The sequence below is a fragment of the Bacillus sp. MSP13 genome (assembly GCF_000815295.1).
GTDB classification, from domain to species: domain Bacteria; phylum Bacillota; class Bacilli; order Bacillales; family Bacillaceae; genus Bacillus; species Bacillus vallismortis.
This window is the reverse complement of sequence record NZ_JXAQ01000002.1, coordinates 1-15981: the sequence shown is the minus strand read 5'-3', so window position 1 is coordinate 15981 and position 15981 is coordinate 1. Positions and strand designations below refer to the sequence as shown.

16 protein-coding genes and 1 tRNA gene are annotated in these 15981 nt (G+C 39.3%); 5 read left to right on the top strand and 12 right to left on the bottom strand.

Features of this window, described 5'->3' with window-relative positions:
- Positions 1–987 precede the first annotated feature (987 nt).
- On the top strand, positions 988–1200 hold the full coding sequence (locus tag SC79_RS00205; RefSeq protein ID WP_039073360.1) for a hypothetical protein: 213 nt from the start codon (positions 988–990) through the stop codon (positions 1198–1200).
- Between the two features lie 411 nt (positions 1201–1611).
- Here the strand turns inward: SC79_RS00205 and SC79_RS00200 are convergent, their stop codons facing one another.
- The 9 genes from SC79_RS00200 to queG all read right to left on the bottom strand — a co-directional run bounded on the left by SC79_RS00200 (position 1612) and on the right by queG (position 11487).
- The gene (locus SC79_RS00200; RefSeq protein WP_039073359.1) at positions 1612–2544 is read right to left on the bottom strand and encodes an agmatinase family protein; all 933 of its coding nucleotides are present in this window, start codon (positions 2542–2544) and stop codon (positions 1612–1614) included.
- Between the two features lie 4 nt (positions 2545–2548).
- Positions 2549–3094, bottom strand: a complete 546-nt coding sequence (locus tag SC79_RS00195; RefSeq protein WP_039073358.1) for a hypothetical protein — start codon at positions 3092–3094, stop codon at positions 2549–2551.
- Positions 3095–3228: 134 nt separating this feature from the next.
- Positions 3229–4836 (bottom strand): hypothetical protein, encoded by a 1608-nt coding sequence (locus SC79_RS00190; RefSeq protein ID WP_039073357.1) that lies wholly within the window; start codon positions 4834–4836, stop codon positions 3229–3231.
- Between the two features lie 12 nt (positions 4837–4848).
- Positions 4849–6093 carry an ATP-grasp domain-containing protein gene (locus tag SC79_RS00185; RefSeq protein ID WP_039073356.1) on the bottom strand — a complete coding sequence of 415 codons (1245 nt, stop codon included), beginning with the start codon at positions 6091–6093 and terminating at the stop codon, positions 4849–4851.
- Positions 6086–7321, bottom strand: a complete 1236-nt coding sequence (locus SC79_RS00180; RefSeq protein ID WP_039073355.1) for an MFS transporter — start codon at positions 7319–7321, stop codon at positions 6086–6088. The genes SC79_RS00185 and SC79_RS00180 overlap by 8 nt, the downstream gene beginning before the upstream one ends.
- 61 nt (positions 7322–7382) lie before the next feature.
- On the bottom strand, positions 7383–8546 hold the full coding sequence (locus tag SC79_RS00175) for a radical SAM protein (protein WP_052245544.1): 1164 nt from the start codon (positions 8544–8546) through the stop codon (positions 7383–7385).
- Between the two features lie 259 nt (positions 8547–8805).
- Positions 8806–9288 carry a tRNA (uridine(34)/cytosine(34)/5-carboxymethylaminomethyluridine(34)-2'-O)-methyltransferase TrmL gene (gene trmL / locus SC79_RS00170; RefSeq protein WP_082022477.1) on the bottom strand — a complete coding sequence of 161 codons (483 nt, stop codon included), beginning with the start codon at positions 9286–9288 and terminating at the stop codon, positions 8806–8808.
- A gap of 37 nt (positions 9289–9325) precedes the next feature.
- Positions 9326–10255, bottom strand: a complete 930-nt coding sequence (locus tag SC79_RS00165; RefSeq protein WP_082022476.1) for an amidase domain-containing protein — start codon at positions 10253–10255, stop codon at positions 9326–9328.
- A gap of 71 nt (positions 10256–10326) precedes the next feature.
- A complete protein-coding gene (gene queG, locus SC79_RS00160; RefSeq protein WP_039073353.1) occupies positions 10327–11487 on the bottom strand; it encodes a tRNA epoxyqueuosine(34) reductase QueG in 1161 nt (386 codons plus the stop codon).
- An 82-nt stretch (positions 11488–11569) separates the two neighbouring features.
- Between queG and SC79_RS00155 the strand changes: the two genes are divergently transcribed.
- Positions 11570–12193: a B3/B4 domain-containing protein gene (locus SC79_RS00155; RefSeq protein WP_039073352.1), complete on the top strand. Its 624-nt coding sequence runs from the start codon at positions 11570–11572 to the stop codon at positions 12191–12193.
- Positions 12194–12283: 90 nt separating this feature from the next.
- Here the strand turns inward: SC79_RS00155 and SC79_RS00150 are convergent.
- Positions 12284–12357: transfer RNA gene (locus tag SC79_RS00150), tRNA-Gly, on the bottom strand.
- 193 nt (positions 12358–12550) lie between these two features.
- On the opposite strand from SC79_RS00150, the gene SC79_RS00145 reads away from it, so the two are divergent.
- Together SC79_RS00145 and SC79_RS00140 are read left to right on the top strand one after the other, a co-directional pair.
- Positions 12551–12751, top strand: a complete 201-nt coding sequence (locus tag SC79_RS00145; protein ID WP_010327733.1) for a helix-turn-helix transcriptional regulator — start codon at positions 12551–12553, stop codon at positions 12749–12751.
- A gap of 1 nt (position 12752) precedes the next feature.
- On the top strand, positions 12753–13226 hold the full coding sequence (locus SC79_RS00140; RefSeq protein ID WP_039073351.1) for a hypothetical protein: 474 nt from the start codon (positions 12753–12755) through the stop codon (positions 13224–13226).
- A gap of 17 nt (positions 13227–13243) precedes the next feature.
- On the opposite strand, the gene rpsN is transcribed toward SC79_RS00140, so the two are convergent.
- On the bottom strand, positions 13244–13513 hold the full coding sequence (gene rpsN / locus SC79_RS00135; protein ID WP_010327731.1) for a 30S ribosomal protein S14: 270 nt from the start codon (positions 13511–13513) through the stop codon (positions 13244–13246).
- Positions 13514–13630: 117 nt separating this feature from the next.
- Positions 13631–14167 carry a hypothetical protein gene (locus SC79_RS00130; protein ID WP_039073532.1) on the bottom strand — a complete coding sequence of 179 codons (537 nt, stop codon included), beginning with the start codon at positions 14165–14167 and terminating at the stop codon, positions 13631–13633.
- A 330-nt stretch (positions 14168–14497) separates the two neighbouring features.
- On the opposite strand from SC79_RS00130, the gene katA reads away from it, so the two are divergent.
- Entirely contained in the window at positions 14498–15940 is a 1443-nt protein-coding gene (gene katA, locus SC79_RS00125) for a catalase KatA (protein ID WP_039073350.1), read from the top strand.
- Positions 15941–15981: the final 41 nt, after the last annotated feature.

The window sequence follows — 15981 nt, the reverse complement described above, 5'->3', positions numbered from 1 at the left end:
TCCTCCATCATGTTTGTTGCACTATGCAAATAAGGTACTTTGATACAATCTATGCCGCCATCCCGTGATACATGCTTTGGTTTCTTAAAATAAAGATCCTTACACGGGCGTTGACAAGGCAGACTGTGACCGTTCATAATAAAGAAAATAACAGAATCATCCAGACTCGGGCATCACGGAAAAATTGAAGAGGGGGAGAGACGGTGAAAACAATCATCATGATGGGTGTCATTGTCACTTTTTTAGTATCAATTTTTACCGCAGGATACGAAAGCAAGCCGGGGAAAGAATAAAAAAGGGTGCTCTTCATAAGAGCATCCTCAGGCTGTCCAGAAAGCCTAGACAGCCTTTACCTTATAATCCATTCTGTATTAAAATAAAAGATAGACTCCAAAAGGACTGTATTTCTCATGTCCCATACAAGAAATACTTATCAAAACGCAGCCGAATTGTTCCCCTCGTCCCACTTGTCGAAGAGAATCATCTGCTTCGACAAATTATTAAGCACCTAAACTCCTTTTGTCATTTGAATAAGTTAAAACTAGCTACAGTGAAAACAAAAGCCGCCCCTCCACTTTACCGATTTTCAGACCTTCGATCATGCCATAGGGGCAGAAACGCCCCCCCTATTTACCGATTCACTCACCTTAAAGCCACTGCCATCGAGCATAAAAACTCAAGAAAAAGAGATCCACCACAGTACAACTGATCCAGAAAGTGGATATCTATAAAGCTATATTTTTGGCGTCATTGCCCTTAGATGAAATTCCCTTACGAACAGTGAAAAAAGACAATACTTTTTTCAAACTAGCAAACACTTACGCACTAAAAACAACTGATCACAAAGGGCTATCGTTCATAATAAATCAATCCCCAAATATGTTCCTCATGCCCGCCTGCTTAAGAACTGCATAGACTCAAAAAAACGAGAACATCATTACTCAACATGTATGGGTAGACCGTAAAGAAAAGGTCAGACAAAATCACTTGTCTGCCGCTTTAGGAAAATCCCTATATAATAATAAAAAAGAACAAAAACTTTGCGGATTTAAAACAGCTGCAACGGCTTCGATATTGCGGGTTGAGGGAATAACGGAATGTGAACAAGCAAATTCTCCCCAAAGCAGCATGCCGCAATATGAAGATGGTGAATTGATGTATGAAAATTTATATAACAAAAAAGCTCGTAGAAAAATATAGTTTTTTCTACAAGCTAGGAGTGCATCCTGATAACAATTTTTTGTATTGATATAGCGGACTGATGACAAGTAGTTAGTACTAAATTTCACCTAAATCTCACAGCGGACGATCTTTAGCCGTCCATCTTCTTCACTCTTAACGCTTATATTAAACACAACCCTACTCCTGAGTTTAGAAGTTGTTGTTGCATCTAATGTTTTCGCTATCCTGCTTCTCTGTAATAATCATCATACAATTGAAAAAAATTACCTAAAAGCATTTTATCTGTTATGGCATCTCAGTTAACAAGCTTCAAATAAATGAAATTCTGCAGCAGTATAATACTCATAATTGTAATTAGTTTATCCCTATTAACCAAAACAACTGAGTTAAAGAATTTTGTGTATACGAAATTAGACACCAATTAACTTTTTAAAAACTTTTTTTCACACACCCAGCTATATAGTTTATAATGATGTTTGCAGCTATATGTGAGGTGAATTGTTGAGATCCCTCAAGCCAAGGACTTACTTCCACAATATCCATACCTACTGTTGGTACAGATGAACAAATCTCAAATACACTATCTATGACCTCATAAGGAAAGAGACCATTAGGATTAGGTACACTGCATCCAGGAGCGTAAGCTTGATCAAAAACATCTATATCAATCGTAAAATAAATCGCGTCAGATTTCTTGAGAATATGATTGACAGCCTGCTCTATTACCGCTCTTCTTCCTTCTCTCCGCAAGTCGTATACGGTTTTAATCAAAGCACCTCTTTCTTCTAATTCACGCATATAATAATCTGAATAAATAGGGGCTCCAATTCCGATCAACACTAATGATTCATAATCTATTGAATCTTCAAGGGTTTTGAGCCAATGTCCTGAATGTTCTTTCCCTATAACCGGTTCACGAAAATCAAAATGAGTGTCAAACATAATGACACCAAATCTCTGATCTATCAGTCTGGTTTTCATTCCTCTAATAATCGGATCTGTAATCGAATGATCACCTCCCAAAAAAATCGGTGTCACACTTTCTGATATACCACTTACAGTCCGCTCAATATTCTGATAAGATTGTTTAATGTCATGAACAATATCTACAAAACCTAAATCGACAAATCTTGTATTTTCGATTGACACTCGTTTATCTGAACAATATAAACTGTAACTATTTAAAGTATCCATAATCATCTGAGGCCCAATTCTCGTACCTGGTCTATGGCTGACAGCGTAATCAAAAGGAATACTCAAAAATTGAAACTCAGCCTTGCCTTTCTTATTCTCTAAATTCCAATGATCTGAAATCCATTTTACAGTCTGATCGTTGACAACACGAGTTTTATGAATCTCCATTTTATTATTCACTCCTATTTAGTGTCTGATGTTGAATCCAAAATGATCGGGCTGCTAAAAATATATCAGTATTTGAGATGAACGCCGCCTGCAGGTTGTATTGATGAATAGAAACGTCTCCAATTTCCATTGTAAATTCTCTTTCTATATGCTGACGTGCTTTTATATCAATTTTTTGAATAGGATGATCTATTTTAAAATTATATTTTGCACTTCTACGTACAGCCAATAATGCATATCCCTTGTATCCATATTCAGAGTCATTGACAATCTTGATTTTCACTTTCACAATACTTTTTCTGCATGCCTTATCTTTCAATAAAATGTGCAAAGATAATAAAGAACTGGGCTTATCTTCTATTCCGCCACAGTTTGTGCATATTCGTTCCATCCGATAAAGTGATGGTTTCATAATATGTTCTAAATATCGATCAACTAACACTTCTCCGCATATATAGCACATACCGGTTGTTTCTGCAGGGCGGAGAAGAAAACTTTTTTGATAATGTTCTGAAAATCTAAAAGAATGATTTACAAGTGCGTTCTTCATTTCTTCGGCTATTTCTAAGTCTATTTGATCAACTTCTTTTAAAAACTTATGACAAGACTTGTATAGTTTGTCAATACTAAAGTTATCCGTAAACGAAACTTTAAATAGGCGTGAAATGTTTAATAGCCGATTATCTAAATTTTTTTTCGTCCTTGCAACACTTTATTCGGATATAGTTTAGCAAGGCCTAGAGAAGGAGATAGATTTTGTTCAATTCGCCTATAAGCTCTCGAGATAAATTCAAAAATATCATTGAAATTGATAATTTGAACTTCGGCTTCAACTTTCTGTTCTTCATATCCATAAATAAAAATATAAAGAATCTTGGAGTTATCTGAAAGAACAACAGAAACAAAAAAGTTCTTTACACTCACCTTAACAATAAGCAAAGACTTTTTATAAGCCTCAATAACTTCCTCTGAAGTAGATTGAAAAACACCAAAGCCTGATCTTATCTCCACCATATTACTTCCAAAATTCAGTTCTTCGGTTGGTGAAATATCTGTTTTTGAATAAGGCCGTGTTTCAGGATCTCCAATTAAATGAAATACCCCTTCGGATGGTTCATATTGGTTGAAAAATAAAGATTTATTCAACAGGTAGATTGTTTCTCCAAGCGAAAATCCTGCCTTTATTAACCGCAAGTAAAAGAGATTCTCTACTCCGTGTCCATCTTTCCATCTTACTGCCCCGATAAAGCTTTCGGCTTTTCCCTCCAAAATCGAATACGCTATATTAAAAATCGAGTCAAAATCACCATTTTTAAATCTAAGTGAGCCGCACGAATTCATAAATATATGACGAGCCTTTATGGAGTACGCCGATAATGCGATTCCGTCTCTTTTAAAAAAACAAGCTTCGTCTTCTTCCATACAGGAAGGAAGTGGTCCTTTTATCAAGTGATGCTCAAGATTTAAAAAATAACTTTTGCCACATATATAGTCATTATTCAGATGAACAAGATCACTCATTCCATGGGAAGTAATCGCTAGTATCCCTACTTGATTACAGCGTTCCACAAACTCTTTTGATAACTCTTTATATGGCGGTACAATAAGATCCTTCGGAACAGTGAGCGAATCATTTAAAAACGCGTCACATAACAGAGCTTGAGGAGATATCTCAGATTTAGCATGATAATATCTTTGTTTAGCATCCAAGAATGTCATGATCTCTAAGTTTCTTGCATGTAAAAAACCAAAACTTTCTGTTTCTAAATCAGGAAAAATACTTTTTTTTCCTCGAAACTTTTCAGAATTATCACGTAACACAGCAATATCATAATCATCCACTTCTTCTGAAACAATATAAAAACTCTCTGCACCTTCAGGGAATGAAGTATTGGATATGTCATGAATACAATCTAAAGCAAAAAACTGTCTTCCATAAGCCAAGGCCCTTAATCCAGCTAAAACTGATCCGCTCCCTACTCCCACTACATATGACTTTGACAGCTGGTGTTTCTTTAATTGTTTGAATAGCTTATATATATGTGATTCAAGATCTTTGAACTTCTTCGTTTTGATATATTGATATAGTTCTAAGGATAGATCCATGTATTCATGACCAACTTTACCTCTATAAATATCCCAAGAGAATCCATGCATCGTTAATAAGGAGCCCATTGTATCAGGGTGAGTTGTGAGCACAGGAAAAAATTCTGATTCATTTTGTTCGATAAGAGATTTAAGGTAAAGTGCATAGTATTCGATTTCGTTAGTAATCAAAATAAAATGGCGCATCAGTATTGTCCCCTATTCGTGATTAACAATTAGTTTGGCAACCTGCGCAGCGTCATAAGCCTGCTTTAATGCTTCTTCAGGAGAATCTGCTTGTGTGATAATATGGCCTACGATATCTCCATTCGATGTTGGAGGCGAATAAACACTTCCAATTTCACCCGTTATTTCAAGAAATGCGACTCCTTTCCTTCTTAGAATTTCTTCAGGATTTTCAATGCCGCCAAAAACCCCTCTCTCCTTCACCCACAATCCATAAAGAGCCCCTGCTTTTTTAAAGTTTGGGCGCCATTCAACATTGCTGCCAAGGGCTATCTCAACAACATATTTTAAAGGACTGATACCATAAGCCAGTTCAATAACATGACTCCCTACTTTATCACCTATCAGCCTCGGATTTATCTCTATTATTTTCACATTACCATTTTCAATGCGACACTCTGTATGGATAACTCCACAGTCAATTTCAAGACATTGCAGAGCTTTTTTCACTTCATCAAAAAGAGACTTCGTTTCTTCATCGTCTGATGGAAAAGAAGCAGCAACTTCTGCAAAGTGCCCTCTTTCCACTCCTTCAAGTACATTTTTAGTAATACCTATTAACTGAATCTCCCCTCCTTTATGCTGCATTGTTTCGACACTGTACTCCCCTCCATTAATGTATCCCTCTAACAATACTCCTGCCGCAATTGACTGTCCCGATTCATTCACCATCCAAGAAGTCGAATGTTCCATATAATTTAGCAGTTCTTTTTCCGAGTCAATCAGTTTTACATGTAAAGAATCATTTAAATCCTGGGGTTTGGCTATAATGGGATATCCCCATTCATTAGCTATTTTCAATGCCTCATGTTTTGTTTTAACCAATTGAAAAGCAGGGTTCAGGTGGGGATAACATTCACTTAATTTTTTTCTCATTTTATATTTATTTCGAACATTTAATGCTGCTTGAAACGATATTCCGGGCAATTTTAAAGTCTCAGCTGCAAGAGCTGCTTGAGGAACATAGAAATCTGCAGTAGTGGTAATTCCATCAATTTGCTTTTCTTGATTTAGGGAAAGAACATTGTTTATCAGGTCTTCATAATCATTAGTATTGCAGACAATAATATTATCAGCTGTGTTCAAAATATCAGCTGAATATTGATTGGGATTTCTAACAGCCAAACTTACTGTATACCCTTGGCTTTTTGCGTAATCATTTGCTTTTGCCCCTGCTCCGGTCGTACTGGCTTCAATAAATAAGATATGTTTAGACATTTTTTTCACCTCTGTTTCCATCAATATGATATACATTTTGATTTGAGAATAAGTTCCTGTAACCCCATAAAGATACAATTAGTAGAATAAGACCTGAATAGAAAATAACCCAGTTTGCAGTAATTGAGAAAAGACTAATTAAGCTTCCAGCGACCAATGCTCCAACAATAGAAGCAGATCTTGATAAGATTGATTCTAGAGCAAACACATGAATCACTTCCTCTTTTTGAACACTTGTTTGCAATAGAGTTCGCACTGCTATGCTATACATCATGTTGAATAAACCTATTATTGCCATTAAGAGATACACTAAAGGAATGGAAGTTGTTATTCCAATAACTATCATACATATTCCCATTCCTAGATAACCACATACTCCCAACGACCGCTCAGAAATACGTATAAAGTTCAATGCTATTAACATGCCTGTACATATTGCAAATATAGACTGAATCATCTCCATATGACCGATTGTAATACTATCGACTTGGAGATATTGCTTAGCATAAACTACAAATATAGCAATAAATATCCCAACAGCGCCTCCTGCTAATGCTTCTCCAAATACTAAAAAGGAAGTTTGCTTTTGCTTGGATACTCGAATACTCATCTTCCAAAAATAAGACAGAGTGAACTTACTATTATTTTCTGATACATCCTTAGTCGACTTTATTGATTTGATCATTAACATTACAAAACCTGATACAAAAAAAGTCAAAGCGTTGCAAAAAAAGATCCACTCAAGAGAAAGGTAGTGGTACGCATATCCCCCTAAACCTAACCCAATCGCCATTGCTGTAGCTTCAAAGGTCTGATCAAGTGAATTAAATTTCTTCAATTGACTTTTGTCAACCAATTGAGTGATTAACTCTATTCTTGTAGGCCTAAAAAACGTAGAAAAGATATTGATTAAGAAAAACATACAATATATGAGATACGTGGAATTATATCCGTATATCTCCACAACAGTAAGAAATAGCAATATGAAAAAACGACCCGCATCATAAAGTATAACCAATTGTTTAGGACTGAAATATCGACGTAACACGCCTGAGAAAAAACCAAAGAAGTTTGGCAATTCTGTTAGAATAAACACCACGCTTACTTCAAAAGCAGATCCAGTCAAATCAAAAACTAATAAAGGCAAAACAATAAGTAGTAAACTGTCTCCTGCTATAGATATACTTTGACTGCCTATTAAAATCCAAGCAGCTCGGTTAGATTTCACAGCTTCACCACCAAAATATACTATGGAGAGAGAAGCTGTAAGAAACTTCTCTCACTATAATTTACTTATCTTGCGAACTGTTCACAAGCTCGTTTTTATTTTCCCTATGATATAGCCCCTTTAAAAGCACTTCATCCACAGCATTGTTTTTTATTTCCCACTCTTTATATTCTTCTAATTTACGGTCAAAACCTTTCAGCTCAGTTTCATCCCAGACCCTGCTGCGAACTTCACAGTGCCCCTCTTGCTCTTCCTCTCGAACATGCTTTGCATATTTAGCATTCCAAATTTCTTCAAGTGTATTCACTCTTATGTGTCCCAAAAAACGACCTAAGCCATTACAATCGTAAACTTCTCCATACAAATTCACAAACAATCCCACATTCACTTGTCTGCATTTATATCCGCCTGCCATTGGCAGCGAAGGAGTATAATCTAACCCAAACTCCTCCCTATCAATCTGATAAAAATGTTCAATAAATTTTTTTGCTCTGTTTTTTTCATAAAGCTTGGATTTTCGGTCTGCTAGCCCTTCTGGTATTAATGTAGAAATATAATGATGAACATTATTTCTTCTGCACCATCGATAAATATGGCTTAAATCATCTATATCTTCGTTTTGAGGCGCAATTACAATATCTATAGCAAGTCTTGTAGGTATACTTTCGGTAAACCCTTTTTTTACAAGCTTATTTAGTATTGTTTCTACATATGCTCCATATCCTTTAACTTTAACAATTTTGTCGTTAACCTCATGACTTGTCGAGTTGTATTTTAGAAAAATAGTTGCACCTAAGTTATATAATCTGTCTATAGAGGCATCATCAAGATGCCATCCGCTAGTAAAGATAACCGGCGTCATACCGTTCTCATACACAAATTCCATTACCTCCCAGAATCCTTCATCTATCATTGGCTCACCAGATCCTGGGAATTCGACAGTCCGTGCTCCAAGAGCTTTTGCTTGCAGAATCAGATTTTTTCGATCTTCAGTTGTTAATTTTGTGCGCCCCTCCTGCTGAAAACGGTCTGGCGTTCTGTCACAGTAGTAACAATGCAATTGGCATTCACTTGTAAAATCCATGTCCAAAAGTAATAAACGGTTGTTTTTTTTCGCTTCCTCTACCTCTTGTTTAGAAAAATCAATCCCGTTTGCCCATAAAGATTCAATTTTCTTTTTAGCTTCTCTAAGGTGCAGGTCTGTAGTTAACACTTCCTCAAGCATTTCCACTACCCCCTTAAAAATAAATCACATAAACATATTATACATTTATTACAATTTTTTCAATGAAATTAATGTGACAATATTTAGACTTATCCGAACGTTTCTAGAAAACACTTTTTGGGGCTATCTTGACATCTCTCCTGTGAAAATATAATGAAACAGTTAAACAGTAGTCACAATAGAATTGATAATTAGCTGTTTCTTAAGCATTTCTTGCAACACAAAAAAAATCCGCCCATCATCATGAGCGGATTTACTACTACTTCAAGTCACGGTAATTTTGCTGGCGCAGCGCTTCATAAACAAGAATGGCCGCGGTGTTGGACAGGTTTAACGATCTCACGTGCTCTGTCATCGGAAGACGCAGACAGCGGTCCATGTTATTTTGGATTAACTCCTTTGGCAAACCGCTTGTTTCTCTTCCGAACACGAAGAAATAATCCTCGTCAAGATCAGTGTAATCAAACGATGTATGAGGCTGCTCGCCAAATTTCGTAATAAAGAAAAACTGGCCTTTTTGATATGCCTCAAACAATTCCTCTAACGAATCATGATACACAACGTTAACAAACTCCCAATAATCGAGCCCGGCACGCTTCAGCATTTTATCATCCGTTGAAAAGCCGAGCGGACGAATCAGGTGGAGCGTTGTATTGGTTGCTGCACAAGTACGTGCAATATTCCCTGTATTGGCGGGAATTTCTGGTTGATATAAAACGACATGTAATGCCACAATGTTCACCTCTGATTTTCTTATCCGCCCACCATTATAACATTAATTACTCTTTTGTCGTATCATCAATGATATGAAAAAATGTATATCGGATGGATGGCGTGTATGCCGTAGAATCCTCGTATGACCAATACCTCATTCTGCTGTCATAGGACTGGGCGTTAACAAGCGGCATATTGCCTTTGTCCTTCGCCACGACAATCGTTGTATGATTAAACCGGCCGTCTCCTTCAAAGTCATAGCAAATCACATCACCCGGCATCAGTTCCTCCGCTGATTTCACCCGCACCGCACGCAGGCCGGCCTTTGAATTCGACAAATACATTTTCATAGAATGAGCTACCGTCCAGCTGTAGCTCCATGAGCTTTGTTTCATCCACCAGCCTGATCCTCTGTTCGGATGGCCGCGCATCGGCGCGCCTCCCGCATGAAGACATTGAGAAATAAAATTCGTACAGTTATCGCTGAAATTTTTATAAGCCGGGTTGCGCTTGTTCCAATGTTTCTCAGCATATTGCACAGCGCCGAGACGATCGTATTGAAAGGCCCTGCCAAATGCTTCCCTTTCCTCTTGAGAATAGTCAATAATACTGGTCCCTTCATGAAATCCAGCCGGCTTTTTCGCAATTTCCTGATCACGAATCAAAATATGATCATAAAGGAAAGCCATCCGCTCCTCTATGTGCTCTTCCATATACAAGCTGTCGTCCTGCTCCTTATACACGTATTCATAATGGATGGTATACGTAAGGCAGGTCGTTCCGTCATCCTCAACCCGCGTATGGCCAATGACCGCCTTCGCTTTCGCTTTTACGATGTCAACTTTACGTTTTTCCAGAAGCCTCTTCTTCCGCTCCATAACTTCAAGGTCCCCGACTTCAGACTCCTGTCTCATCGCATACCCGTTAACCAGATAGCTCAGCCGCTCCTCTGCCAATTGTTCTAAAATGTGCTTCAAGCTCACCCCACCCGCCATACTTTTTGTAGAGAAAAAACACTTGGATGCATCTCATCTCAAGTGTTTTTTCCTTCTGTTCTATACGTATGTCAGGACAAGCCTTGTTTAGTCATGCCCGAAGCGTTTAGCAACCCAATTCCTTTTTCAATTTCCAGCTTCGCCTCTTCATCCTTCTCTTTTTCCAGCGCTTTTCCAAGCTCTTCCGCGTATGCGCGGTCTCCAATTTTCCCGATCGCCCATGCAGCTGTTCCTCTGATCACAGGACGCGGGTCCTTATGCATCAAATCCGTCAATTCAGGCAGCGCGGACTCATCTTTAAAATGGGCAAGAGCGAGGATGGCGTTTCGCTGTATCGGTTTCTTCCCTCGCCAAGAACCCGAGACATGCCCGAATTTCTCTTTAAATTCCCGGTTGCTGATGGTTAAAAGCGGCTTCAATAACGGCTTGGCAATCTCAGGGTCAGGCTCCATTTCCGGATGAAGATGAAAATCCTTCCCTTTATTAAGAGGACACACCGTTTGGCACGTATCGCACCCGTACAGACGATTTCCAATCTTTGTCCGGAATTCATCAGGCAAAAATCCTTTCGTCTGGGTCAGAAACGAGATGCAGCGCTGCGCGTTCAGCTGTCCCGGATTTACCAGCGCCCCCGTCGGGCAGGCGTCCAGACATTTCGTGCAGGATCCGCACATATCTTCAATCGGCACATCAGGCTCAAAAGGTATATTGGTAATCATTTCTGCCAAATATACATAAGAGCCATACTCAGGCGTTGTGATCATACAGTTTTTCGCACTGAATCCGATGCCGGCCCGCTCTGCAACGGCCCGATCAGATAATTCGCCAGTATCGACCATTGACTTCGTTCTGATATCCTCATGCTTGCTTCTCAAAAATTCCTCGAGCTGATCAAGTTTTCCCCTCAGCACATCGTGATAGTCTTTGCCCCAGGAAGCTCTGCAAAAAATGCCCCTGCGCTCCGTTCTCGTGCTTCTCGGCGCATCCTTCATTCTGGAAGGATATGCGAGGGCAATCGCCACAATTGATTTCGCTTTCGGCAAAAGCAGCGTCGGCGTCACCCTTTTCTCGATATCTGGCTCTTCAAAGCCGGAGAGATAGCCTAGTGATTCTTGAAGAATCAAACGGTCTTTTAAACTGTCAAATGTATCAGCGGTCGTAAAACCAATCTTGTCCACGCCAATGCTTTTCGCATATTCAATTAATTCTTCTTTGAGCTGATAAACGTTCATGTTTTGCACAGCCTCCTTTCTTTGTGATAAAACGATACAGCGTTTATAATAGGTTGATATCCCGTATCTGGAGTGAATGCTTGTGAATATTAAACTAGATTCTGTTATTACTGAACGTGCGGCCGGCTTACATGCGGCAGCAGTGATTTATGAGAATATCGAGGTCGGCTCCTCACCGCAAATGCTGAAAGGCAGGCTTCGCCTATTTCAAGAATCCCTGTTTTTCGATTATGCGGACGGCGGAATATCTGATGCCCCCTTTGTCAAGGAATGGCAGGAACTCTTTAAACAGCTGACCCCTGCATTTGAGGGAGAAACAACACCAATGGAGGACATGCTGATCCCAATATCTAAAGAACAATTCAAAGAAAGCAAGGATTCAGCCCATGACACCACCGATTTTTTCGCATTAAAATATTCTATGCCCATTATGATTTATGATGCCGGAAAGCTTCATGAGCCTGTCCGAATCTCATTGGGAGAAAAAGAAAACATCCTGCTATTCTCTGATGAAAACGGCATATTCGGCGATTTTAAAAACAGCGTCAATCGCTTTCCCGTTACTAACGAGACCAAGAACATGCTGCAAATCATCTTTTTCCCGCCTTCCATTGAAAAAAGCAGCGCTGTTAAACTCTTATCATCATTAACAAAAATGTTTGAACAAATTCATGGCGGCACCCATACAGTACATTGGCTTATGTAAAAGAACACAGTGAAAGTGTTCTTTTTTACATAAAAAAACGCAATACCTCGTTTATCTAAGAAACGAAACACTGCGTTAATAACGTATGTATGGAGCGGGTGATGAGAATCGAACTCACGACATCAGCTTGGAAGGCTGAGGTTTTACCACTAAACTACACCCGCATTTTTGATTGTCAGCAACAGTATCGCTCTGACTTTTTTTATATTACATGTTTATTGCTTTTTCGTCAAGGGAATATAAAAATTTTGTCGAAAAAATGTCTTCTTTTTGCAAATATGTTAAGTCACATTTACAAAATGTTAAGTGTACTATACAATATAAGCAAATGAGATTGTGAAGGGGACAGACGTCATGATGAAAAACAAAGTAAAAGAGCTGAGGGCACGTTTGGGATATTCTCAGGAAAAACTCGGAGAAACAGTCGGCGTCACAAGACAAACGGTAGCAGCTATCGAAAAAGGCGACTATGTCCCCTCACTGCTGTTAGCACTGAAAATCTGTAAAGCCTTCTCCATGAAAATGGAGGATATCTTTTGGTTAGAGGAGGAAAACTAAGATGAGCATGAAAACAAAAGCAGCTTTTCAACTTGTATTATTTGCCCTTGCATGCTGGACGCTGATATCATACTTTAAAGCCTCGGAAGGCATAGCAGCCTTTTCCCGTACAAAGAGCGGTGAAATGGTGTTTGAATTAAACCTCACTCCCTTTATTCTGTTTGTTGCGGCGGCTTCGGTTTATTTGTACTTGCATAAGAAAAGCCGTCCTGCCAGAAAGCAGCTTCTACTGCCTGATGAATTTGAGGAGCAGGATGAAAGAGAGCAAATGTTGACGGCAAAAGCATGCCGCGCATCCTATATCGCCGTCTACTTCTCGCTTCCTGCCGCAGCAGTTCTTCTCATTTTTTATCCGCTTTTTCAATCACGTATTCCGTTTTTCCCTATTATTATTGTGTTCATCATCATGATTATCCAGCACCTATCCTATGTCATCTCTTTCAAGAAAAACGAAAAAAACTCCGGCTCGCTGTAATGGGCCGGAGCTTCTTCTTACCAGCTCGATTTTTTCACACCGGGAATCTGGCCTTTATGGGCCAGCTCCCTGAAAGCGATTCTGGACATTTTAAACTTTCTCATATATCCTCTCGGGCGCCCCGTTACCATGCAGCGATTGTGGAGCCTCCCCGGTGCTGAATCTCTCGGCAGCTTGCTGAGTGCCTCGTAATCTCCTTTTTCTTTCAGCTCGCGTCTAATAGCCGCGTATTGTTCAACAAGCTGCTGGCGTTTTAACTCTTTTGCCACTTTGGATTTTTTCGCCAAGATATAGCCTCCTTTATTAAACAAATCGAAATAGTTACGATTTAAAATATACCATGCACGATTCAAAAAAAGCAAGCACACTGTTTTACAAAACAGACGGCCAAAAGCCGTCCGTGTTTAATCGTGCAATTTCACATAATAAAGCAAGACATCTTGATATTTAATTAAGTCTTTTTTACGGTCAGAGGTACTCATGGTTTCTTTGGAATCTTTTATACTGCTGCCGATCAATACAGGTTTTTCAAAAGAAATCGGCTGAGCCGATGAAATATTCTGAGCCATCTCCTGTACCGTGCTGCCATCACGCCGAAACGACGAAGCAGCCGCAATATTCCCTTGTTTATCCACAATCCCAAAATGAACGGTGGTCAATTTATTCTTCCCTTCTCCCTCCTCATTCTCAAAGTAAACAAATTGTAATGAATCGGGTTTTTTCTCAGAGTAGTCTTCACTTACCGGTCCGATAGTTTCAGTAAGCTTTCCGTTTTGATAATGCTCTATATACATTTCGGCTCCAGAAATGTTATTGCTGATATTTGCAACCTCGGCAGTGAATGTTTGTGAGGCTGCAACATCTATTCTGTTTTTTTCGAGATCTGACATATCCGCCTCTTTGATTTCCATTAGTTTTGTATCTTCGCATGCTGACAGCATAGTGAACAGGCAAATGATTGTTGCGCTAATCAATGTTTTCAGAAAAACCGCTCCCTTCTTTACATAGCATACCATGTTTAGAGGCTGTGTTTTCCTAAAACCGCAACCTATTTATCACTTACTCTGCTTGTTTCGCAAATAGAGAAGAAAAAAATCAATCCCATAATTTTTTTCACCCTCCCTAAAAGATTGATATGACAAGGGCTCACCTGTATTTTCAATATTAGATATCGCTTAATAGAGATATTTATTTTATAATAATTATAAAATAATATTGACTTTTTTATTGGAGATGATATTATATTTTTATAAATTCTAAGAGGTGATCATATGAGCTCAAACAAACTGACAACTAGCTGGGGCGCTCCGGTTGGAGATAACCAAAATTCAATAACTGCCGGTTCTCGCGGACCAACTTTAATCCAAGATGTACATTTACTTGAAAAATTGGCCCATTTCAACAGAGAACGTGTTCCTGAACGTGTTGTACATGCCAAAGGAGCAGGCGCTCACGGATATTTTGAAGTGACAAACGATGTCACAAAATACACAAAGGCCGATTTCCTTTCTGAGGTCGGCAAACGCACACCGCTTTTCATTCGTTTCTCAACCGTTGCCGGTGAACTTGGCTCGGCTGATACAGTTCGCGATCCGCGCGGATTTGCAGTTAAATTTTATACTGAAGAAGGAAACTACGACATCGTCGGGAACAATACACCTGTATTCTTCATTCGCGATGCGATTAAGTTCCCTGATTTCATCCATACACAAAAAAGAGATCCAAAAACACACTTAAAAAACCCTACTGCGGTTTGGGATTTCTGGTCACTTTCACCAGAATCACTGCATCAAGTGACAATCCTGATGTCTGACCGCGGGATTCCTGCGACACTTCGCCACATGCATGGCTTCGGAAGCCATACATTCAAATGGACAAATGCCGAAGGCGAAGGCGTGTGGATTAAATATCACTTTAAAACAGAACAAGGCGTGAAAAACCTTGATGTCAATACTGCGGCAGAAATTGCCGGTGATAATCCTGATTACCATACAGAAGATCTTTTCAATGCGATCGAAAACGGAGATTTCCCTGCATGGAAACTATATGTGCAAATCATGCCTTTAGAAGATGCCAATACGTATCGCTTTGATCCGTTTGATGTTACAAAAGTTTGGTCTCAAAAAGACTATCCATTAATCGAGGTCGGACGTATGGTTCTCGACAGAAATCCTGAAAACTACTTTGCAGAAGTAGAACAAGCGACATTCTCGCCTGGAACACTCGTGCCTGGCATTGATGTTTCTCCTGATAAAATGCTTCAAGGCCGGCTGTTTGCTTATCATGATGCACACCGCTACCGTGTCGGTGCAAACCATCAAGCACTGCCAATTAACCGCGCACGCAACGAAGTGAACAATTATCAGCGTGACGGACAAATGCGCTTTGACAATAACGGCGGCGGATCTGTATATTACGAGCCAAACAGCTTCGGCGGTCCGAAAGAGTCACCGGAGGATAAACAAGCAGCATATCCGGTAGAAGGAATCGCTGACAGCGTAAGCTTTGATCACAACGATCACTACACACAAGCCGGTGACCTCTACCGTTTAATGAGCGAGGATGAGCGTGCCCGCCTTGTTGAAAATATCGTTAACGCCATGAAGCCGGTAGAAATTGAAGAAATCAAACTTCGCCAAATCGAGCATTTCTACAAAGCGGATCCTGAATACGGAACACGCGTGGCTGAAGGCCTTGGATTGAAAATCAAATAAAATTATTAATAGAATTGCAAAAACCCGCTGTACATAGCGGG